The organism is Prosthecobacter debontii, assembly GCF_900167535.1.
Taxonomy (GTDB): Bacteria; Verrucomicrobiota; Verrucomicrobiia; order Verrucomicrobiales; family Verrucomicrobiaceae; genus Prosthecobacter; species Prosthecobacter debontii.
On the sequence record NZ_FUYE01000008.1, the window covers coordinates 240,243 to 259,556 of the forward strand.

The following is a 19,314-nucleotide window of genomic DNA, read 5'->3' on the forward strand; positions in this document are numbered from 1 at the left end:
GCGGAGTTGCCTCCACCGCCTTGTTCGCCATCTATTGGCGTTGTGGTCATGATCGTGCTATGCGTCGATTGCCGGTGATGCGATCTCCACACCACGGACAGTACGAAATCATGATACCCTTTGATCTGGCAATAGTGCCGTCGGATCTGGTAGGCATAATGTAGAGCATGGTTTGGCCACCTTCGTTGAATCTGCTCGCGAAGAGAAATCCCTCTTTGCAAGCGTCAGATATCTGGCCGCACTTACAAGATGGAGGCGACTCCCAATCGGTGTTCTCGTATAAATGGTCTTCTGGGATCATAAAAAAATGCTAGCAGATGTCTTTCACTGTCATGGCTGAGCTAGACCCAACCGTATCCCTTGCAAAATATCGATCCGGGAGGTTTTACCAAGCCTTTTGTGATGGTAAGACTAAAAATAGCATGGAAGGAGTTGTCAGGAATGAGAACAAAGGGGTAGTGGCATTGCGGCGAGGGATTTGACGCGGTGTTTCGGCACCGGGCTTATGGGAGTTTCCTTCGACTTCAAAGTTAGCTTAGGGCCTTTTATCCGCACTCCTGGCATTTAGCCAGCTTTAACCCTGGACTTTGGATACAGTTAAGAATCTGCTCGCCTTCATCCGCGTCGGTTACATCCACAATGCGAGTTACCTTGGCGGCTTCATCGGTCTCTTGGGCGCCCTTTTGACTTTGCGCTTAACGCGAAAGGCCAAGATTGCAGCGACTGCCTTCTAAGACACATCCCGTTAAAACGACCCCAGCTAGAAAAGCCCACTCACTTTATAATATAACGATGTCTATCGTTCGCACATGCATTCTCTCGCTTTGAGCTAACTCGATATAGCTTTACCCCATGAATACTCCCTCTTCCGAAAACATCGCTTTACTTATTGACGCCGACAATACCCCGGCGGCGAAAATTCAATTCATCATCAGTGAGTTAGCCTCCTATGGTGTCGTGAATATCCGCCGTGCCTATGGTAACTGGAAGAAACCGGAACTCGCGGGCTGGGAGAAAATGCTCCTCGAATATGCCATCTGCCCGGTTCAGCACTTTGATCTGGTGAAGGGGAAAAATGGCTCTGACATGGCCTTGCTCATCGAGGCAATGGACATTCTCTACACCAAGAATGTGGGCACCTTTTGTTTAGTCTCGTCAGATTGTGATTTCACTCCGCTCGTCCTCCGGCTGCGTGCAGAGGGCAGGCAGGTCATTGGATTTGGGCAGCAAAAGGCTCCCGCCCCGTTTGTGAATAGCTGCACACGTTTCTTGTTCTTGGATGAAAGCCTGACCACGACCCAATCGGCCAAAGCCCCCACCGAGGGTCGGATTTTAAAGCAAGACTGCAAACTGATGAACATGCTGCGTAGCGCCGTGGAGGCAAACGAAGGCGATGATGGTTGGGCGGTGTTGGGAGGAGTCGGCCAACACATCTCGAACCAAGATTCATTCGATTGCCGAAACTATGGTTTTAAAAAACTCAGCGATCTTTTCAATGCGGTGGATCTTTTCGAAGTCCGAAATATCCCAAGCACCGGGGGGAAGCCCACTTGCTCCGTCAGATGGGTCCGGAAGAATGGTAAAACGCACTCGCCCGCCACCTCTGCCCAGGCCATCCGCTGAAGCGGAAACCTTTCCTTCGCGACGCTCAAAAAACAGCACTGTGGGACAGAAACCGGCGCTTCTCCGCTGCATCATTCCCCTTGCACGTCCCGCCCCTCCGCGCCATCTCAGAGGAACTGCCCTGTCACCACCCTTGGCCGATTCCGAAAACCAACGCACTCTCGTCGCGATCCCCGCTCGGTGGGGATCGACACGCTTCCCTGGCAAACCGCTTCATCTCATCGCGGGAAAGCCGCTGGTTCAGCATGTCTGGGAGCGTTGCCAGGATTGTCGTGAAGTGGACGACATCATCATCGCCACCGATGACGAGCGCATCGCCGAAGCCGCAGCCTCCTTTGGCGCGCGTGCCGTCTTGACCTCGCCCGATCACCCCAGTGGCACGGATCGCATCGCTGAGGCCGCTCGTTCGTTTCCCGATCACCGCACCATCATCAATGTCCAGGGCGATGAACCGCTCATCTCCCCAGCCCTCATTGACGAACTCGCCATTGTCCTGCGGCGCGAGCCCCAGGTGCGCATGATCACCGCTGCCGCGCCGATCCACGATGCCGCCCAGGTCACCGACCCGAATGTGGTGAAGGTGGTCTTTGATGTGAAAGGCGACTCGCTGTATTTCTCCCGCTCGCCCCTGCCCTACGTGCGCAATGCCACGGCCGGTGTGCGTCACTACCGCCATCTGGGCATCTACGGCTTCCAGCGGAGCTTCCTCTTTCAGTTCGTGGCTTGGCCGCCCTCCCGGCTGGAGCAGACGGAGTCCCTTGAGCAATTGCGTGCCGTGGAAAACGGCGTTCCCCTGCGCATCGTGCTCACGGACGACCTCTCGCCCGGCGTGGATACCCCCGAGCAGGCCGCCGCCATCGAACAGCAACTCCTTTCCCAACCCTCCCCCTGACCGACCATGCCTACCTCCCAACAAAACCAGCCCATGAAGTACATCTTTGTCACCGGAGGCGTCGTCAGCTCCTTGGGCAAGGGTCTGGCCGCTTCGGCGCTCGGCACCCTGCTGGAGCTGCGGGGGCTGAAGGTGATCATGCAGAAGTTTGACCCGTATCTGAACATCGATCCGGGCACCATGAACCCTTACGAACATGGTGAAGTGTATGTGCTCGATGACGGCGCTGAGACCGACCTCGACCTCGGCCACTACGAGCGCTTCACCCACACCAATCTCTCCCGCCTGAACAACCTTACCAGCGGTCAGGTTTACCAGAGCGTGCTGGCTAAAGAACGTGCTGGTAAATACCAGGGCCGCACCGTGCAGGTCATCCCGCACGTCACCAACGAGATCAAAGACCGCATCAAGGAAGTTGCCTCCAAGATGACCGCCGACGTCATCATCACCGAGATCGGCGGCACCGTCGGTGACATCGAAGGCCTGCCCTTCCTGGAGGCCATCCGTCAGTTCGGTCATGAGATGGGCCAGGGCAATGTGCTCTTCGTCCACGCCACCCTCGTGCCATACATCAAGGCCGCTCAGGAACTGAAGACCAAACCCACCCAGCAATCCATCGCCAAGCTGCGTGAGATCGGGATCGCCCCCCACATCATCCTCTGCCGCACTGAGCATCCACTGGATCAGGACGTGCGTGAAAAGATCTCCCTCTTTGGCAACGTGCCCATCGAGGACGTCATCGAGGTCCGCGACGTCAAACACAGCATCTATGAGGTGCCGCTGAAACTGCACGAAGAGCGTTTTGACGACGTTGTGTGCAAGCAGCTCAACCTCACCACGCAGGAGCCCGATCTCAGCAAGTGGCGCCACTTCGTCCAGCGCGTCATTCACCCCACCCACCACGTGCGCATCGGTGTTGTGGGCAAATACATCGAACTCCAAGACGCCTACAAGAGCATCTACGAGGCACTCACCCACGCTGGCGCAGCCAATGACTGCAAAGTGGACATCGTGCGTGTGGACGCCGAGGCCATCGAGAAAGGCGGCCCCGACATCTACCTCAGCGGCCTGCAGGGCATCCTCATCCCCGGGGGCTTCGGCGACCGTGGCACCGAGGGCAAAATCGCCGCCACAGGTTATGCCCGCCGCACCGGCATTCCCTTCTTTGGCATCTGCCTCGGCATGCAGATCGCCGTCATCGAGTTTGCCCGCAATGTCTGCGGCCTGAAAGACGCCAACAGCACCGAGTTTGATAAAGGCACCCCCGCTCCCGTCATCAGCATGATGGAGGAGCAGAAAAAGGTGAAGCAGCTCGGCGGCACCATGCGTCTCGGCAACTGGGTCACCAAACTGACCGAGGGCACCAAGGTGAACGAACTCTACCAAGAAACCACCATCAACGAGCGTCATCGCCATCGTTATGAGGTCAATGACGAGTTCAAAGACCAGCTCGAGTCCAATGGCCTCGTCATCAGCGGCGTCTCTGAGAAAGGCGAGCTGGCCGAGACCATCGAACTGCCGAACCACCCCTTCTTCGTCGCCTGCCAGTTCCACCCCGAATTCAGCAGCAAGCCCAACGATCCGCACCCGATCTTCCGTGGCTTCGTTCAGGCTGCCCTCCAGCACCACGGTACTCCCGAAGAGCTGGCCTAAGCCTCGACGACTCAGACCGAACTTTCTACGCAGCGGCGTCATCCCGATCTCCGGGAGACGCCGCTGTTCTATTGGGGACTCGCAGGACCACCGAACCAAACGGTCCCATCCCGTTTGGCAGACCTTTTTCCGTTTGTCGATAAAGGCCCGACCCCAGCGACCTAACACATTGTGTTTCAAAATCATCCCGCTGCACAAAACCGCGAGCGAGTGGACACAACTGACTACAAAAGCAGGCGGTAGCCTCACTGGGTATGGAGGCACCTCGGCTGCATTCGTGCGCAGCACGACCTGACGCGTCATCCGTGATGAAAGGTCTGGGGCGAGCCGCCCCGACTCCTTGGGAGCACTGCGCACCGTCAAGTGATGCGGGCACTCCTGCCCGCAACTCCGGTATTCCCCAAGGTCTGACGATGTCTTCCGCCCCCGCATCATCTCCACCCTCTAGCCTTCAAGTTCTGCCGATATCGTGAAACACGTTTTTTGTTAGTCTTTCTCACTCCCCTCATCGGGTGGATTAACTTTCGGAAATGCAAGCGCCCAATGGCGAGGTCACACCCTAGAACCAACCGATGATATGACCCGACATCATTCAGGTGGAGTCTTTTAAGACTATCGGTAATAATTACATGAGATTATGACGCGCATTTGCGTTATCATCGACAATTGTGTCACTTATTAACGGCATCTGCGCCAAAGGAGACATCCCTAATGCTAAAAACTTGTTCGTACTCGACAAAACTGTCGGCCATAAGGCTGTTGACGTACTCGACACCATTGTTTCTCATCAACTAGTTCGGCGAAGAAAGACACTATGTGGCCATTCGATCAACCACCCAACTGCGCAACGATGACGACTACACATGTTATGCAGAATGGTGCCGCTATTACCCGCGCCTACCATGATGAGGATGATCACGGATGGCAGTTTTGCTCAGAGCATATCACGCACCCCAAGGATGCTATGTTAGTTTCGCTTCAGGAGATCGTGAATATAGATCAGAGCGTTACTGAGATTGCCGACTTGCCTCCGGGCTGGATGGCGCAGCGCGAGCGTATCGGCTCCGCATGGCACCGTATCTTGCAGTATGCCGATGCTACTCAAGTGATCATTGATTGGTCACTCATTACGAGCGAAGAAGCTTTTTATGATTCGGTCTTGTCTCAGTGCGGATCTCCTACATGGCATGGCCGCAACCTAGATGCACTTGCCGACTCATGGATCACAGGCGGCATAGATTCTGGAGGACCGCAATATGCCTTCGGTTTCTTTGCTTCTGAATCCACCTTGCCTGATTTAATTGCATTCCGCGACTCCGTTCTCAAGATCGCAGAAGAATCAATCGACGAGAACGGCGGTCGATACATCCAACAATCCGAACAAAGCGGTGGAGGCAACGGGCTAAAGCCCGTGCCTCACCTTTAACGTTAGGCAGAAACACAAAGACAATGCATTTCCCAAAACAACTGAATATCACACTCGGCTCTACTTCAGCCTTCGACGTAGAGACCTATCTCGTCGAGACCAATGATTATGCTATCGCCCGAAGCACTGAGGGCGCAATTGGAGTCACTTGGAATCGAAGCGATGAGCGCCCACAAGGATTTCCCAGCACTTACAAACATCAGCAGTGGTTTATGCTGCCTGAACCCATCGCACGGATGGTTCTTGCTGGTGCGGATTTGTTCGTCGGTGCTGCTCAGGCAACCGAGGACAGCAACGGCCGTGAGGCTCAGTGACAAAGAGCCTTAGAGGACCCAAGCCAAGGATTATGAAGCCGCAGCGCTACAACATGAAGCCGAACAAGGCGCGGCTGGGCAACCGCTGGGGCTGCTGTATCGGCCATGCTTTCCGTAACTTTAACCCGCCATCCCGTCTCGACGCTCACCTCCGCCCCAGCGGTGCCAGCGCTTAGACGTTCTGCCAAGAAATGAAGACGCCGCTGATTCATGTTCCTTCTCTAGGAAGCCTTCACTCCAAGGGCTACTGGGTCTCACTTTTCGTCTTGATGTTCGGTGGCTCATTAATCTTCCTTCACTATGTTTTCATCGTGACAATGGCAGTCCCAATGGTCGGTGCGTTCTCCCGTGAACCAAAGTTGATTTGGAGAGCTTTTGCTATCGTGACTTTACTTTTAGCGATGGCTTATTTGACGTTTCGATTCCTCAAAGAGGGAAGCCAAGGTTTAATTTTCTTTTACGGAACGGATTCATTCGGACTTTCTCTCCCGGAGATAAACCTTTTAAGCTTTTTGGTTGTTGCGTCGATCTTTCTGCCCCTATCGGCAGCCTGTGCGATTCACCGTATTCGCCAACACCAAAAACGTGCAGAAGAAATCAATAGTGACCACAGCGGATAACGTCCTTCGTTCACTTCGCTCTATAAGTCCTATGCCGCCGATTCGACGTCCACCGCCGTCCAAGCGGTCGCCTCAGTTTGATCGTTCGCCTAACTCAACGCGCCACGCACAATGAAGCAGCCCAACTCCGACTGGTTTAGTCCACTCGACCCAGCGGTCATCACCACCGAGGCTGTAGCTCAGAGACGCCAACCTGTTACCCGAATTGTTCATGAGGACGGTCATGGTGGCTGGCAGTTCTACGATGACATTGAGCCGTTGCGTGGTCCTGTTGTACTTCCGAAGCCAGATATGCTGGCATTAGACCCTTCGCTTGCTTTAGTTACTGATCTGCCCGTGGGCTGGGAGGCTACTAGAGAGACTGTTTCTGACCCGTGGGTTCGCTCAGAGTTACCATGATGAATAGCCGCAGTCTACCAACGAAGGAGAACAAGGCACAGGAGGCAACCGCCGGGGCTCTGTGCCGGAGATGTTCTATTTTAACTCCACCCCTCACCGCCGATTCGATGTCCACCCCCGCCCCAGCGATCGCCTCAGTTTAACCGTTCACCCAAGACTCTGCGCTTCATGTCCATCTCAACCAAAAGTCGCCGCAAGCTTGTCCGGGATGGGCGGCTTTTCGTTTGGTGGGTTGCCCCAGACTTGGACAGCACCGACATGGTCCTCCATGTGGTCAGTGACGATAAGCGTTTCATTACTCATTATGTTCTGGGACAGGACGATACCACCAGTCTGTTAATCGTGCTTGGGTCGGAGTTTTCAGGCGCACCAACAGGCGGTTGTTGGACTCGATTTCGTTGTCCGCGCTTTGACATGGATGGCGTCATTCTACCGTCGGGAGTCCGTAGTCTGATCGATTGGTGCCTCACTTCTGACGCCGCCAGACACCCGCTGGAGCATGGAGAGTATCCGGGGGCATTTTACGGTTCACAGCCTGATGTAACCGGATTCTCCAACAGAGTTTGACAGTCTTTCCAGATGATCGTTTCTTCCTGTCATAGACTACTCCATGCCTGTTGGCTCATACAGAGCTCGACCACTGGCAGCAGCCTGCCCACTATCACGCCTTCACCCGGTGGAGCTAACACTCGCAGCCAACCAAGGGTGAACAAGGCGCTGGTGCCAACCACCTGGGCTGCCCTGTCGTCGGAGCGCTCCGTAACTCGAACCCGCCTTCCCGTTTCCACGCTCACCCCGCCCCGGCGGTCGGCACAGCTTAATCGTTCGCCCAACCCAAATGAGTGACGCCACCAGAATCAGCGCAGGCAGTGTCTTGGGTTCCTTGGCGCTGGGACTTGTCGTTGGATTGGGTATCGGCGGTCTTAGTGTCCTCTTTACAGGCCCAGGCCATGGTTGGGGTTCTGGAGTCATCTCGTCTTTGAGCATCGTAGGCGCACCGCTGGCCGGTGTTGCATGGGCCATGCGAGGCGTGGCACTTGGGAGGACATTTGCTGTGTCCGCCCTGCTGGTAGGATTCGTGACAGATGTATGGCTTGTGATCGCGACAGTCGGCGAAGGAACCTCTTATTTGGGCAAGGTTTTGAGTGCGACGCCTTTGCTGCTGCTCTGGTTGGTGCTTTTCATTGGATGGCAGCTTGTCGCAGCCATTGCGGTTCAGACTCCCACATCGACAACCTCACCATGAACACAAGGCCGAACAAAACGGATGCAGGCAACGGCTCGTAACCGTCTGTCGTGTCAGCGAATTCTTGCGCCCCGCCGTCGCCACAGCTTATCGTTAGGCAGAAATATATGAACATCAAAATCGACGATCTGTCCGACCCCGAAATAGCTGCATTCCTCGAAGAGCACATTCAAGATATGCGCTCTGTCTCCCCGCCGGAGAGCAAGCACGCGCTGGACCTAAACGGACTATGGAAGCCGGAGATCGCGTTTTGGACCGCGTGGAATGATGTCGGCTTAGTCGGATGCTGCGCACTAAAGACCATTTCCAAGCATGAGGGAGAAGTGAAGTCGATGCGCGTATCAAAGCTATATCGAGGTCGAGGTTTGGGGCAGACGCTTTGTAGGCACTTGATTTCGGAGGCACAGAAGCGTGGCCTAGATACCTTATTTCTCGAAACAGGATCGATGGATTTCTTTATCCCTGCGCGAAAGCTATATGAAAGAATAGGATTTGTTTATTGTGGGCCATTCAGCGGATACAGGCTTGATCCTAATAGCGTGTTCATGACGCGAAAGATATAAGAAATGAAACCTGAGCCTAACAACGCGATGGAGCCAACTCCGGTAAGTGTCACAGGCCATGCTAACGCATGGCCTGCGCCACTTACCTCTGCGGCTCATCTTAGACGTTAGCCCCAGAAAAGAAACACTCCCTCTTCAAAGATGAAATACGACGACACGTCTTGGCACTCTGGAGGCAAGTTCCCTGAGGATTTACCACCAGAAGCTGGTGCCACCCACACCGGCATGTTTGTTGCATGGGCGCTACTTTCGGGCCTTGCTGGCGACGTTCATATTGAGGACTTCCCTGAGAGCATTCCGATGCTCAGAGATCGCACCGTGACACCAGGAGCATTTTTCTTGAGTAGCTGTGATGGTAAGTTTACGGACGAAGATCTGAACGACGAGGGGAATGCTTTCACAGCCAGCTACTTCGACTTCGAGACTGGCAAGTATTTATGCGATTATGGGGACATGCTCGGACGGCAGCTGCCCGAGCTATATTATGTGGCTGATACTTGGGACAATTTTGATTTGCTGAAGCCAATCATTGACCAACGATATGCAAACTGGAAAGCCGCCAAGGACTAACAAAAGGATGCAGGCAACGGCTCGTATGGCATCTGTAGTGTCATCGACGCCTCCCGCTCACGTCGCCTGATCCGGGGCGTTAATCACACCATCGTGAGCGAGGAAGTCCAGATTCGAGCCCTTCGAGAGGAGGATGATCTTTCAGCCATCACGGCCCTTCTTCATGCGGCCTACGCGCCTCTCGCTGAGAGAGGGTTTCGCTACCTGGCCTCCCATCAGGATGATTCGATTACGCTGCAGCGACTGAAGGCGGGATGGGCTTACGTGGGTACGCTATCGGGCCAAATCGTTGCCACCATCACACTCCGAGCCTCCGAAGCCGATTCCCCCTGTGAATGGTATCGGGAACCGTCTGTGTTTATTTTCGGTCAGTTTGCCGTGCATCCCGCTTTTCAGCGCCGAGGGATCGGAGAGCGATTGATCCAGAGGATGGAGCATGAGGCCGTTGTTCGAGGCGCGACCGAGCTTGCCCTGGATACTTCGGAGGGAGCGACCCATTTATGGGACTGGTATTCCAGCCTGGGTTATCGATTCATTCAGCATGTATCCTGGCGTGACACCAACTATCGCAGCGTGGTCCTTTCCAAATCCCTGACACGATGATCGCATCCCTCAAATCATCAACGGCCGAACAAAACGGATTTAGGCCATGGCGCGAAGGCGATCTGTCGTATCAGAAACGGCTTGCGCTCGCCGTCGCCAGATTCGAGACGTTGGTCAGAAAGACATGCAGACGTGCCCGCAGTGCCACAGCCCACGAATGACCATGGCGGGTGCCGCTTTTTGGACGTCTTGCTGTAAAGATTGCGGATTCACTTCCTGCGGCACAGCATCCTTTCCACTCGAAATCGAGATCGAACATGAATATGATTTCGTGTTCCGCCTTTCCTCCCCGAAGCAGATTCCTATCGTCCGCTCCATCGCTCGAGAATTATCGAACCGATCCACAGCTGAGTTATTGGAAGCATACCGGAAGGATGACGCGTCGATTACCGTTCCGTGTCTTGCCATGTGGCGCGCGCGAGACTACGCCCAAAAAGCGAAGCTCCAAGGAATCGAAACGACGATAGCATATGAAAAAGGAGCCTAACAATGCGACGGGGCGAAGCCGATTGCTTATCACCATCAGTGCTATCTCCGTGCTGCGCACGGGCGCCGATCACACCAAGCAAATGGCTCGCTCATCTCGACCATAACATGGGAATCTTCACGAAATCGAAAGTGACAGTCAACACATCATTCACTGCCAAGAGAAGGTGGTCCCACCTCATCATTGCGATCGTTCATTTTGGTTTCGCAGCTCTTTTTGGCTTTTGCTTTTATGGTCGGTTCTGGGCGTGGCGGGAGGAGATCGCTCAAGTGGAGACGAGCTTTCTCACACCCGATGGAAGCAATGTGAACTCAGGAGGGATGGTGTGGGCGCTTCCGTCACTTGTCTTTGCCTGTCTTGGCGTGATTCGCATTGCGCGATATGCACTTCTAACCAATAGAATCTCAAAAGCCAAACAAGAGGACTAAAAAACGCTCTCCACAGAAACCTCTGAAGCAGCCGAGCAAAGCACCATGTCATTCCGATGCTCTCTAAAGAAAGGACATTCCAAGTGATAGGCACTAACGTTTTCCACGAGTGGTTTCCTCTTGGCGTGTCGATTGATCTTGTCGAGGGAGACGTCTCCATCGTAACGGACGCGGTCCGGGCTCAAATCAAGCGGTTCACAGGATCTGAAGAAATTGAGGAGTTCGAGTGTCACCCGACGGACTGGAATGCCTTGTATCGCTCCGTCAATTCATTCACCAATGTGCCGACCAAGTTCTTCTGCATCCCAACCAAAAGCAGGTGGACTGCGCTCTGGACGAATTGTTTCCTCTGTGATGGCTACGATTCGCTGTGTTACTGCCTGACGAGCCAACATGGTTTGCGAACGATTCACTGGAAGGCGTCTGATACCCCCTCTATGTTTCAGCCAGGAAGCACTTTCTGCCATCGGATGATTGGTTCAGATGGTACACTGTTAGAGAGGACTGTGCATTGCTCGCAGCAGGACTCGAAATGGGAGTTCCACGAGATTGGGGCACCACTCCCTGAAGAAGATTTGAGTCTCTATAAAACGAAATTGAAGAAGGACCGATTTAGCGAACGGATTGCCATCGAACTGCTGGAGCGGCTTGGAGCAGAACCACGAAACGAACTGTTTTACGACTTTTCTCGCCCTGTCCGCTTGATTGAACGGAGAGGTTACCCTGATACTATCGCTTGTGAAAACTTTGACTACATTCGGATGAGGGTCGGTCAGCACAAACTGTTAGCAGGCCATTGATCCTGACGTCCGACCTCCTTTGAGCGGGAAGAAATGTGAACCATCAACCGGAAGGCGCAGCACGCCGTCGGTCAGACCCGGGATGGCAAGATGACTTGGACATTCAGCGCAGAATGAAAACTCGGCACCACGAACACTTTGAAGCGGACCCGACTCCGAGTCACGAGGTTGCACGACGTTACCGCGAAGCCCTCGACGACGATGATCAAGAAGCAAGCCTTGCCTTGCTACATTACCGCGGAGGGGAAGACGAGTTTAAGCTTGGCAGCGAGTACTGTCGCAGTAACGATGCTGCGGATCGTGCCACAGGAGCTGATATGCTGGCGCAGCTTGGGTGGAGTGATCGCACCTTTCAGAATGAGAGCGTGGCGATCCTGACTGAGTTGTTGGGCGATTCAGACCCCTATGTTATCCATTGCGCTGCCGTCGGCTTGGGCCACCGCTCAGCCCCCTCAGCGATCCCGAGTCTCCTCGGTCTATGCGGCCACTCTGACGCGATTGTAAGGTATGGTGTGGTATTAGGACTCTCCGGGCATGAGGATGACCGAGCTATTGCAGCGCTTATCCAACTTTCCAAAGACGACGACCATGATGTGAGGAACTGGGCCGTTTTTGGGCTCGGCTCTCAGATCGAGGCAGATTCGCTGGAGATTCGAAAGGCGCTACGAGAGGCATTGGCTGATCCCGACCATGAGATCCGTGGCGAGGCCCTCGTTGGACTCGCGAAGCGAGGAGACCCCTGCATTGTCCCTGACTTGCTCAACGAGTGGCGCGACCGTGAAGTTAGCATCCTGAGCATCGAAGCGGCTGAGGTAACCCACGACTCTCGTTTGTATCCTCGTTTGAAGAACTTCACCGAGATTTTCACTCTTGATGATGCCCCTTACTTTGCAGAACGATTGGCCGCCGCGATTGATGCCTGCAAACCCGTGGCATAAAAAATGAATGTCGCAGACCTGACCTCTTTCCTAACTTTGATCACTTTTGCGATCGGGACACCAGTTTCTGCAAACAGTGCGGGAGCACCTCTTTGGGTCACGCTAAGTCTGATTCTCATCGGCTCAGTAGTCGGTCTGGGAACAGCTTATTTAAACGGGCACATGATGTCTTATTTTCTCGGAACTCAAGCAAAGCCGGGCCCAAACAACCAAGGCCATCTACTCCTCTACATACTATTTCCATTCTTTGCATTGATAGCATCCATTGCGGGAGCGGTTGGTCTTGGCCATCTCGCAGCACTCACGCTCAACTCACGACAAATAAGGGGGGCCTCAACAAGTCACGACAACACCCAACTTGGCGATAGCGTCGCTCGCTCAAGGCGTTCATTTTCGTCTCGCCAAACGGATGGCTTTTCTTTGACATCAGCCTACTCAATAACACTTCATGCGACACCTTCAGTATTCCATCAACGTCACCTTGGACGGCTGTGTCGATCATCGGGCAGGCGTCACCGATGAAGAACTGCATCGTTTTTGGGCTGAGAAACTTGCCCAGGCCGATGCCCTCCTCTTTGGCCGGGTGACTTACGAGATGATGCAGATCGCGTGGCGGTGGCCCGCCAGTGGGCAGCGCCCCGAGTGGATGGCGGAGTGGATGGAACCCTTTGCCCGCACGATCGATTCCGCTAAGAAGTATGTCGTGTCCACCACGCTGAAGCAGGTGGATTGGAACGCGGAGTTGCTACACGGAGATTTGACCACGGCAGTGGAGCAACTCAAGCATGGCGAAGGCAAGGGGCTGTTCGTCGGCGGTGTGACGCTCCCGCTGGCCTTGGCAGAGTTGGGGTTGATCGATGAATACGAGTTCGTCGTGCACCCCAGAATCGCAGGTCATGGGCCGACGCTGTTTGCGGGGCTATCGAAGGTTGTGGACTTAAAGCTCGTCGGCCGCCGGGAGTTCAACTCGGGCGCGGTGGCGCTGCGGTATGAGCCGAAGCGGTAGCTGGACGTTTTCCACGTGCGGCCACGGCATGAAAAATTATAGCTCTAGTCATTGAAGTTGAGAGCTTAGAATTCGGTGGTTGGGAGTCTTGAGAGGTCAACTATTCTTCACGTCTGAAAGATAAAGGCCCGGCCCTAGCTGAAAGGAAAAGTAACTCTGGATTTACGCCTGTTTCAAAAGCCCCCGTGCTTCACCTCACACGATATTGCATGCTTACCATCGGGAAAGTGTTGCGATACGCACGAAATCCCAAATCTCCCCAGGTAGTCAAATCACTCATTTTCAACGCTTTATATTGCATCACGAGTGTGGCTACGTCCATGCGAAGGGAAGGGAGTAACTCTCCAGCTGGTGGAATGCTTGGCTGGGGGTGTCTGCATTTTGATCGAATGAAAGACACCCCTAACTGCATCCAAGGCGGGTGAAGTGAACTAACCCACCCTATCATGAAATCTCTTTCTCTTCTTTTATGCGCCACGCTTCTCGCGATGGCTGCGCCGGTCCCTACGGCGCGAGCGGAGGTGAATGTCTCCATTGACTTCTTCTTCGATAACCTCAGCCCGCATGGCGACTGGATCTATGCGGATGATTACGGTTATGTCTTCCAGCCCGCCATGGCTTCCCAATCGGATTGGGCTCCTTACAGCGACGGTTATTGGGCCTACACGGATGCTGGCTGGACCTGGATTTCGGAGGAGCCCTTCGGCTGGGCGACCTACCACTATGGACGCTGGGTGCGCATGCAAGGCAGCTGGGTCTGGGTGCCGGGCTATGAATGGGCACCTGCCTGGGTGTCCTGGCGCCAAACCGATGACTACATCGGCTGGGCTCCTCTGCCCCCTGAGGCGCGGTGGACAGCCAGCATCGGCTTTAACCAATGGTCGGACGCCTACTATGATGTCGGTCCCGCCTACTACAACTTTGTCCCGTTCAATCTCTTTGCCCGCCGCAGTTCTTTGAGGCCGGTCATCGTGGATCGTAGCCGTAACATCACGTATGTGAATCGGTCGGTAAACGTGACGAACATCACGTATCGCCAGAATGTGGTGAACAATATTTTCGTGGGCGGTCCCGATCCAGATCGCTTTGACCGTGGGGATAACCGCATCCGCCGCTTGCGCTTAAGCCGGGATGATGACCGATTCCGTCAGGACTGGATTGATCGTCGTGATGGACGTGATCGGGACTTCCGCAGCCTGTCCCGCATTGAAGATGATCGTTTGTTAGTCGCAGCGCCGAGCATTCGTCGTGATGACGCCCCTGCTTTGCCATCTCGCGTGAGCCGTCGTATCGAGCGCCCTGAAATTGACCGCGGTTGGCGTGGCGCAGGCGACTCCAAAGCCATTGAACAACTGCGTGAGCGTCGTCAGGCCGAGTTTGCCAAAGCCAAACCAGCTAACCTTCCCGCGAAGGGCCTCGAGATTGCCACCAGCAAAGCCCCACCACCCGCTGTAGGCCGCCTGCTGTCTGTTCAGGAACGTCAGCGCAATACCCAGCGCCCAAATCCACGTGAGGTGGATGAAGAAGTCCGCAAGGGCCTGCCCCCTGGAGCCGCCAGCAAGCTGGGTAAAGCAGATCAGCCACCCGCCGCCAAAGGTGAAGAACGGGAGGGACGCACCATGACCCGCCCTGATGTGGATCGCACTCCCCGTGATGATGCTCGAGATGAACGGGATCGCGGTCCAGGCTCCAGAATGCCTCCCGGCGCTGACCGGGATGAAAGACGTCCCGGCCCTGGGGCAGATCGGAATGAAGATCGTCGCCCGGAAGGCACCATGCGTCCTGAAAGAGACTCGAATGACCGTCGCCCTGGAGTAAAGCCAGACGAAGCCCCTCGTCCACGTTTAGCCCCTGGCGTGGTGCCAGACGAAACCCCTCGTCGTCGCGGCGGAGCGTCTGATGAGCCCGATACCAAAAAGTCCAAGGTTCAAGACTCTCCTCCATCCCCCAAAACTGACAGCGAGCGGAAAGCACCGGCACCCAAAGCGAAGCCTGAAATGCCTCGCGTGAAGCCCGAAGCCACTCGCCCCGTGCCTATGCCCGAGCCGAAGGCGACCCCGAAAACCCGTCCGATGCCGAAATCAGAAGCTCCAAAAGCGAAGACGGTACCGATGCCCAAGCCTCAACGCCCCTCCGTTGAAAGCCGCGACACACGGGTGAAGGCTCCTGAGGTGAAAGCCGCCAAACCGCAAGCCAGACCTTCAATCCCGCAAGCGAAAAGCGCCCCTAAACCTGAAGTCCGGAAGAGTGCTCCCCAGCCTCGCCCTCAGGTGAAACAAGCGGCACCTAAACCCGCTACCAGACCGCAGGCCAAGCCCGAACGGAAGAAAAAGGGCGATGATTGATCGGCTCTAATTTCCTCCATCAGTCGTTCTCACACCGCCGCCTGCTATTCAGTCTCTCTTGGAGAGTTTGGATAGCAGGCGCAGTATTTCGATGTAGAGCCAGACCAGGGTCACCAACAGGCCAAAAGCCGCATACCACTCCATGTATTTGGGGGCTCCATGCGTGCAGCCGTTTTCAATGAAATCAAAATCCAGCACGAGATTCAGTGCAGCGATGATCACCACAAAGACACTGAAGCCGATCCCGATCATGCCGCTTTCATGGATGTAAGGGACCTGAATGCTAAAAAAGCTCAGCACCCATGTCACCAGATACACGAGAGCAATGCCGCCCGTGGCCGCAAAGATACCGAGCTTAAAGTTCTCCGTCGCTCGAATCAGACGCATGGAATAAGCCGCCAGCAGAGCGAGGCAGGTGCCGCCCGTCAGCAAGATCGCCTGGAGGACGATGCCCTGAAATTGCATCTCGTAACGCGCTGAGATGCCGCCCAGGAAAAGGCCTTCGGCCAGAGCATAAAAGCTACCTGTGACTGGCGACCACACCGGTTTGAAGCTGGTGATCAAGGCCAGAACGAAGCCGCTGATGGCTCCACCGATGACCCACGGCATGGCAGAGCCTGGTTGAGCATGGGCCATGTTCCAGGTGTAAAGCGCCGTGGCAAAAGTCAGAAACAGGAGGATGCCGGTCTTATTCACGGTTCCCTGCAGGGTCATCTGCTGAGCACCTCTCACAGCCATGGAGGACTCGAAGGTGGACTGATTTAAAACCGGATTTGAGGTGCGCATCATGGTGTGAGTTTTACGTCGATAAGGATGATTGCCTACACTTTTTCAGGAAAATAAACGCAAGCAGAGCTTCGGCCAAGTTGGTATCGGATAGGCAGAGGTGGGTGTTATCCAGGCTGGAGCCATTGCACGATGAGGGAGAGATTGCTAGGCTGCTCGCATGTCCGACTCCCCCGTCCGCTTTATCCAGATTGATGATGCCGCCCGCGAATCCAATGCGTGGACCAACAACGAGTGGCTCTGCAGGCCGGATCTCGTGGAGGCAGAAAAGCTTCTTCTGGTGCGGGCCAACATGGCCCCCATGCACTGCCATCCCTTTCACATTCATCCCCATCGAGAGGAGATTATCTATGTGCTCTATGGGCGTGCGGAACAGTGGGTGGGTGAGGAGTGCCGTGTTTTGAAAGCGGGAGAGATGGCTCATATCCCCGCAGGCGTCGTTCATGCCACTTACAATCCCCACCAAGAACCCTTGGTGTTTCTCGCCATCCTTTCACCAGCTAAGCTCCCTGATGAGTTAGCCGCCGTGCCTGATCCGCAAGATGTTTCGGATCAGGTTCCCTGGGCTAATTTGCGAGCAGGACGCGTCGAATGCCGCACCGTGGAGGGCTGAGTCTTCCCCTTTACGGGATCTTCAGCGTCTTTCCGGCGCGGATGAAATCGGAACTCATGCCATTGGCAGCTTTGATCTTGGCCACCGTGGTGTTGTTTCGCCGTGCAATCGCGCCCAGGGTATCTCCACTCTTGATGGTGTAAGACTTGCCCCCTTTAGAACTGGAGGACTTCTTGGAAGATACCTTCATCACCCGGGAAGGCTGCTTGCGCGAGACACTGCCACCATGGGATGAAGCCCAGCGTAGTGCATCCGCTTCGGACGCAGCTTTCTCGCCCTCGGAGGCCCAGGCCACCATGTAGTTTCCAGTGGCTGGGTCAAACGGGTAATCCTTCCGCTCCATGCTGTGCGCAGGGGTTTGCGCAGAGCCTTGCAGATTGATTGTGGGCAGATTTCGTGGCAGACCTTTAGGTCGGCTAGTGCCGCATGAGACCGCCAGAAAGGACAGCAACAAGAGACAGGACAGGCAGGAAATGCGAGAAAAGGAAATCACGGGGCGCAGAATGGATGCATTGCTCGCAACTGGCAACTGCGACGATGTCAGGAATGTGAACCTGAGCATCGGCTTGTCTTGGCACTTTTTGCGATCTCAGGGCTTGGTGAAATAGACATGCTTGCCTTGCTTGGCAGCTTGGTGGGCCCCCTTCGTATCCTGAGGGATACCAGGATCCCCCTGCTCTGTTAACCAACGATCCAGCTCTGAGCTGAGTTTGGCCTTGATCTCTGCGTATTGCGGGTCCTCGGCCAGATCCTTCATCTCAAAAGGATCCTCGGCGGTGTGATAGAGCTGCTCGGCTGGGCGGCTGACATAGCGCTTCACCAGGGAGTAAACTTCGGGCTTGTCCGCCGAGAAAGCCACCCAGGTCGGCCAATACGCATTATGCTCCACCGCGCCTCCCAGCTGACCCATCAGATGTTTCTCAATGTAGATCTCGTTGGGCGTCAGATTGCGAATGTAGCGATACTGGCCATCCGAGATGGTGCGGATGGGATAAGCCGGCCCCTCGGGGATGTTGTTATGCACACCGTAGGCAAAGCTGCGATGCTGAGTCGCCTTGCCACGCAAAACCGCCGCAAAGCTGCTGCCGTCGAAAGGATGATCTTTGACCGAACCACCGGCCAGATCAATGAGCGTCGGGGTGACATCTGCATACTGCACCATGGCATCCGTCCGCTGTCCTACCGGCACCTTTCCGGGCCAGCGAGCGATCAATGCCGTATGCAGCCCCGTATCCCAATTCGTCCACTTGTTCCCTGGGAACTGAGAGCCCTGTTCGGAAGTGAACATCACCAGCGTATCCTCGGCGTGACCTGTCTCTTTCAAAGTTTGGAGGATCTCGCCCACCTGACCATCCATAAAGGTAATTTCCGCTAAATACCGACCGAAGTCCTGCCGGGTCTTCGGTGTATCCGCGATGTTCGGAGGGAGCTGAATCTTCTTCGGCGGATATTGGCTGGGATCGCCCATCACCCAGGGCACATGCGGCTCCACCAGGGCCACGACCAAGCAGAAGGGTTGCTCCGCATTTCGGCTCATGAACTCACGCGCACCCGCGAGACTGTGAGGCTGGGTGGGGTTGCGAACACAATTGGGATCGAATCCAGGCACGGACTCAAAGGGGAACGACTCCTCAGGCAACACGTGAACCTTCCCGGCAATGCCGACGCGATATCCCAGCGGACCGAGATGCTGCGGCAGGCTACGTGTTCCCGTGCGACTGGCACTGTGATTCCAGGCACAGCCGTTGCGCATGGGAAACTGGCCAGTGTAAAGCTCGGCACGGCAGGGCTGACAGATGGCCTCACTGACATAGGCACGGTTAAAAACCAGCCCCTCTGTGGCGAGTCGGTCGATGTTCGGCGTTTTGGCATTCTTGCCACCATAAACCAATAGATCATTGTGAGTGCAGTCATCCGCAAGGATCAACAATACGTTAGGCTTATCGGCAGCAAGACTCGCCAGCGAAATCCAAGAGAAGCAGAGAAGAGAGAGCAGTTTCAT

At 55.1% G+C, this 19,314-nt stretch carries 21 protein-coding genes; 17 read left to right on the forward strand and 4 right to left on the reverse strand.

What is annotated here, in order from left to right; genetic code table 11:
* Nucleotides 1-852: 852 nt before the first annotated feature.
* The 12 genes from B5D61_RS13830 to B5D61_RS13875 all read left to right on the forward strand — a co-directional run bounded on the left by B5D61_RS13830 (nucleotide 853) and on the right by B5D61_RS13875 (nucleotide 9,909).
* Nucleotides 853-1,623 (forward strand): NYN domain-containing protein, encoded by a 771-nt coding sequence (locus B5D61_RS13830; protein ID WP_078813958.1) that lies wholly within the window; start codon nucleotides 853-855, stop codon nucleotides 1,621-1,623.
* Between the two features lie 133 nt (nucleotides 1,624-1,756).
* Entirely contained in the window at nucleotides 1,757-2,515 is a 759-nt protein-coding gene (kdsB, locus tag B5D61_RS13835; RefSeq protein WP_245846542.1) for a 3-deoxy-manno-octulosonate cytidylyltransferase, read from the forward strand.
* A 33-nt stretch (nucleotides 2,516-2,548) separates the two neighbouring features.
* Complete coding sequence (locus tag B5D61_RS13840; protein WP_078814036.1) at nucleotides 2,549-4,168, forward strand: CTP synthase; 1,620 nt, start codon at nucleotides 2,549-2,551, stop codon at nucleotides 4,166-4,168.
* Between the two features lie 850 nt (nucleotides 4,169-5,018).
* Nucleotides 5,019-5,594 carry a barstar family protein gene (locus B5D61_RS13845; protein WP_176159427.1) on the forward strand — a complete coding sequence of 192 codons (576 nt, stop codon included), beginning with the start codon at nucleotides 5,019-5,021 and terminating at the stop codon, nucleotides 5,592-5,594.
* 23 nt (nucleotides 5,595-5,617) lie between these two features.
* Nucleotides 5,618-5,908, forward strand: coding sequence for a hypothetical protein (locus tag B5D61_RS13850; RefSeq protein WP_078813961.1), 291 nt, complete (start codon nucleotides 5,618-5,620; stop codon nucleotides 5,906-5,908).
* Nucleotides 5,909-5,940: 32 nt separating this feature from the next.
* Nucleotides 5,941-6,084, forward strand: coding sequence for a hypothetical protein (locus B5D61_RS26335; RefSeq protein ID WP_176159428.1), 144 nt, complete (start codon nucleotides 5,941-5,943; stop codon nucleotides 6,082-6,084).
* 15 nt (nucleotides 6,085-6,099) lie between these two features.
* Nucleotides 6,100-6,528 (forward strand): hypothetical protein, encoded by a 429-nt coding sequence (locus B5D61_RS13855; protein WP_078813962.1) that lies wholly within the window; start codon nucleotides 6,100-6,102, stop codon nucleotides 6,526-6,528.
* A gap of 567 nt (nucleotides 6,529-7,095) precedes the next feature.
* Nucleotides 7,096-7,494 (forward strand): hypothetical protein, encoded by a 399-nt coding sequence (locus B5D61_RS26340; RefSeq protein WP_176159429.1) that lies wholly within the window; start codon nucleotides 7,096-7,098, stop codon nucleotides 7,492-7,494.
* 271 nt (nucleotides 7,495-7,765) lie between these two features.
* The gene (locus B5D61_RS13860) at nucleotides 7,766-8,173 is read left to right on the forward strand and encodes a hypothetical protein (RefSeq protein ID WP_078813963.1); all 408 of its coding nucleotides are present in this window, start codon (nucleotides 7,766-7,768) and stop codon (nucleotides 8,171-8,173) included.
* Between the two features lie 107 nt (nucleotides 8,174-8,280).
* Entirely contained in the window at nucleotides 8,281-8,736 is a 456-nt protein-coding gene (locus B5D61_RS13865; RefSeq protein ID WP_078813964.1) for a GNAT family N-acetyltransferase, read from the forward strand.
* 141 nt (nucleotides 8,737-8,877) lie between these two features.
* Nucleotides 8,878-9,306, forward strand: a complete 429-nt coding sequence (locus B5D61_RS13870) for a DUF7832 domain-containing protein (RefSeq protein ID WP_078813965.1) — start codon at nucleotides 8,878-8,880, stop codon at nucleotides 9,304-9,306.
* A gap of 93 nt (nucleotides 9,307-9,399) precedes the next feature.
* Complete coding sequence (locus B5D61_RS13875) at nucleotides 9,400-9,909, forward strand: GNAT family N-acetyltransferase (protein WP_176159430.1); 510 nt, start codon at nucleotides 9,400-9,402, stop codon at nucleotides 9,907-9,909.
* 70 nt (nucleotides 9,910-9,979) lie between these two features.
* Here the strand turns inward: B5D61_RS13875 and B5D61_RS26345 are convergent, their stop codons facing one another.
* On the reverse strand, nucleotides 9,980-10,168 hold the full coding sequence (locus tag B5D61_RS26345; protein WP_176159431.1) for a hypothetical protein: 189 nt from the start codon (nucleotides 10,166-10,168) through the stop codon (nucleotides 9,980-9,982).
* Between the two features lie 712 nt (nucleotides 10,169-10,880).
* Between B5D61_RS26345 and B5D61_RS13890 the strand changes: the two genes are divergently transcribed.
* The 4 genes from B5D61_RS13890 (at nucleotide 10,881) to B5D61_RS13905 (ending at nucleotide 15,913) form a co-directional block, all read left to right on the forward strand.
* The gene (locus B5D61_RS13890) at nucleotides 10,881-11,624 is read left to right on the forward strand and encodes a hypothetical protein (RefSeq protein WP_078813969.1); all 744 of its coding nucleotides are present in this window, start codon (nucleotides 10,881-10,883) and stop codon (nucleotides 11,622-11,624) included.
* A 113-nt stretch (nucleotides 11,625-11,737) separates the two neighbouring features.
* Nucleotides 11,738-12,562, forward strand: coding sequence for a HEAT repeat domain-containing protein (locus B5D61_RS13895; RefSeq protein ID WP_139373255.1), 825 nt, complete (start codon nucleotides 11,738-11,740; stop codon nucleotides 12,560-12,562).
* Nucleotides 12,563-13,010: 448 nt separating this feature from the next.
* Nucleotides 13,011-13,568, forward strand: coding sequence for a dihydrofolate reductase family protein (locus B5D61_RS13900; RefSeq protein ID WP_078813971.1), 558 nt, complete (start codon nucleotides 13,011-13,013; stop codon nucleotides 13,566-13,568).
* 446 nt (nucleotides 13,569-14,014) lie between these two features.
* Nucleotides 14,015-15,913 (forward strand): DUF6600 domain-containing protein, encoded by a 1,899-nt coding sequence (locus B5D61_RS13905; protein WP_078813972.1) that lies wholly within the window; start codon nucleotides 14,015-14,017, stop codon nucleotides 15,911-15,913.
* A gap of 48 nt (nucleotides 15,914-15,961) precedes the next feature.
* Here the strand turns inward: B5D61_RS13905 and B5D61_RS13910 are convergent, their stop codons facing one another.
* A complete protein-coding gene (locus tag B5D61_RS13910) occupies nucleotides 15,962-16,699 on the reverse strand; it encodes a Bax inhibitor-1/YccA family membrane protein (protein WP_078814037.1) in 738 nt (245 codons plus the stop codon).
* A gap of 160 nt (nucleotides 16,700-16,859) precedes the next feature.
* Here B5D61_RS13910 and B5D61_RS13915 point away from each other — a divergent pair, with 160 nt between their 5' ends.
* The gene (locus tag B5D61_RS13915) at nucleotides 16,860-17,312 is read left to right on the forward strand and encodes a cupin domain-containing protein (RefSeq protein ID WP_078813973.1); all 453 of its coding nucleotides are present in this window, start codon (nucleotides 16,860-16,862) and stop codon (nucleotides 17,310-17,312) included.
* Between the two features lie 10 nt (nucleotides 17,313-17,322).
* Here B5D61_RS13915 and B5D61_RS13920 read toward each other — a convergent pair whose 3' ends face one another.
* Complete coding sequence (locus B5D61_RS13920) at nucleotides 17,323-17,805, reverse strand: LysM peptidoglycan-binding domain-containing protein (protein ID WP_217698979.1); 483 nt, start codon at nucleotides 17,803-17,805, stop codon at nucleotides 17,323-17,325.
* Nucleotides 17,806-17,901: 96 nt separating this feature from the next.
* Entirely contained in the window at nucleotides 17,902-19,314 is a 1,413-nt protein-coding gene (locus B5D61_RS13925; RefSeq protein ID WP_078813975.1) for a sulfatase family protein, read from the reverse strand.

Coding starts and splice junctions, on each gene's coding strand:
- B5D61_RS13925 (WP_078813975.1), bottom strand. CDS start 19,314: ATGAAACTGCTCTCTCTTCTCTGCTTCTCTTGGATTTCGCTGGCGAGT.
- B5D61_RS26340 (WP_176159429.1), top strand. CDS start 7,096: ATGTCCATCTCAACCAAAAGTCGCCGCAAGCTTGTCCGGGATGGGCGG.
- B5D61_RS13845 (WP_176159427.1), top strand. CDS start 5,019: ATGACGACTACACATGTTATGCAGAATGGTGCCGCTATTACCCGCGCC.
- B5D61_RS13870 (WP_078813965.1), top strand. CDS start 8,878: ATGAAATACGACGACACGTCTTGGCACTCTGGAGGCAAGTTCCCTGAG.
- B5D61_RS13910 (WP_078814037.1), bottom strand. CDS start 16,699: ATGCGCACCTCAAATCCGGTTTTAAATCAGTCCACCTTCGAGTCCTCC.
- B5D61_RS13840 (WP_078814036.1), top strand. CDS start 2,549: ATGAAGTACATCTTTGTCACCGGAGGCGTCGTCAGCTCCTTGGGCAAG.
- B5D61_RS13900 (WP_078813971.1), top strand. CDS start 13,011: ATGCGACACCTTCAGTATTCCATCAACGTCACCTTGGACGGCTGTGTC.
- B5D61_RS13865 (WP_078813964.1), top strand. CDS start 8,281: ATGAACATCAAAATCGACGATCTGTCCGACCCCGAAATAGCTGCATTC.
- B5D61_RS13890 (WP_078813969.1), top strand. CDS start 10,881: ATGCTCTCTAAAGAAAGGACATTCCAAGTGATAGGCACTAACGTTTTC.
- B5D61_RS13905 (WP_078813972.1), top strand. CDS start 14,015: ATGAAATCTCTTTCTCTTCTTTTATGCGCCACGCTTCTCGCGATGGCT.
- B5D61_RS13855 (WP_078813962.1), top strand. CDS start 6,100: ATGAAGACGCCGCTGATTCATGTTCCTTCTCTAGGAAGCCTTCACTCC.
- B5D61_RS26335 (WP_176159428.1), top strand. CDS start 5,941: ATGAAGCCGCAGCGCTACAACATGAAGCCGAACAAGGCGCGGCTGGGC.
- B5D61_RS13830 (WP_078813958.1), top strand. CDS start 853: ATGAATACTCCCTCTTCCGAAAACATCGCTTTACTTATTGACGCCGAC.
- B5D61_RS13850 (WP_078813961.1), top strand. CDS start 5,618: ATGCATTTCCCAAAACAACTGAATATCACACTCGGCTCTACTTCAGCC.
- B5D61_RS13895 (WP_139373255.1), top strand. CDS start 11,738: ATGAAAACTCGGCACCACGAACACTTTGAAGCGGACCCGACTCCGAGT.
- B5D61_RS26345 (WP_176159431.1), bottom strand. CDS start 10,168: ATGTTCGATCTCGATTTCGAGTGGAAAGGATGCTGTGCCGCAGGAAGT.
- B5D61_RS13915 (WP_078813973.1), top strand. CDS start 16,860: ATGTCCGACTCCCCCGTCCGCTTTATCCAGATTGATGATGCCGCCCGC.
- B5D61_RS13860 (WP_078813963.1), top strand. CDS start 7,766: ATGAGTGACGCCACCAGAATCAGCGCAGGCAGTGTCTTGGGTTCCTTG.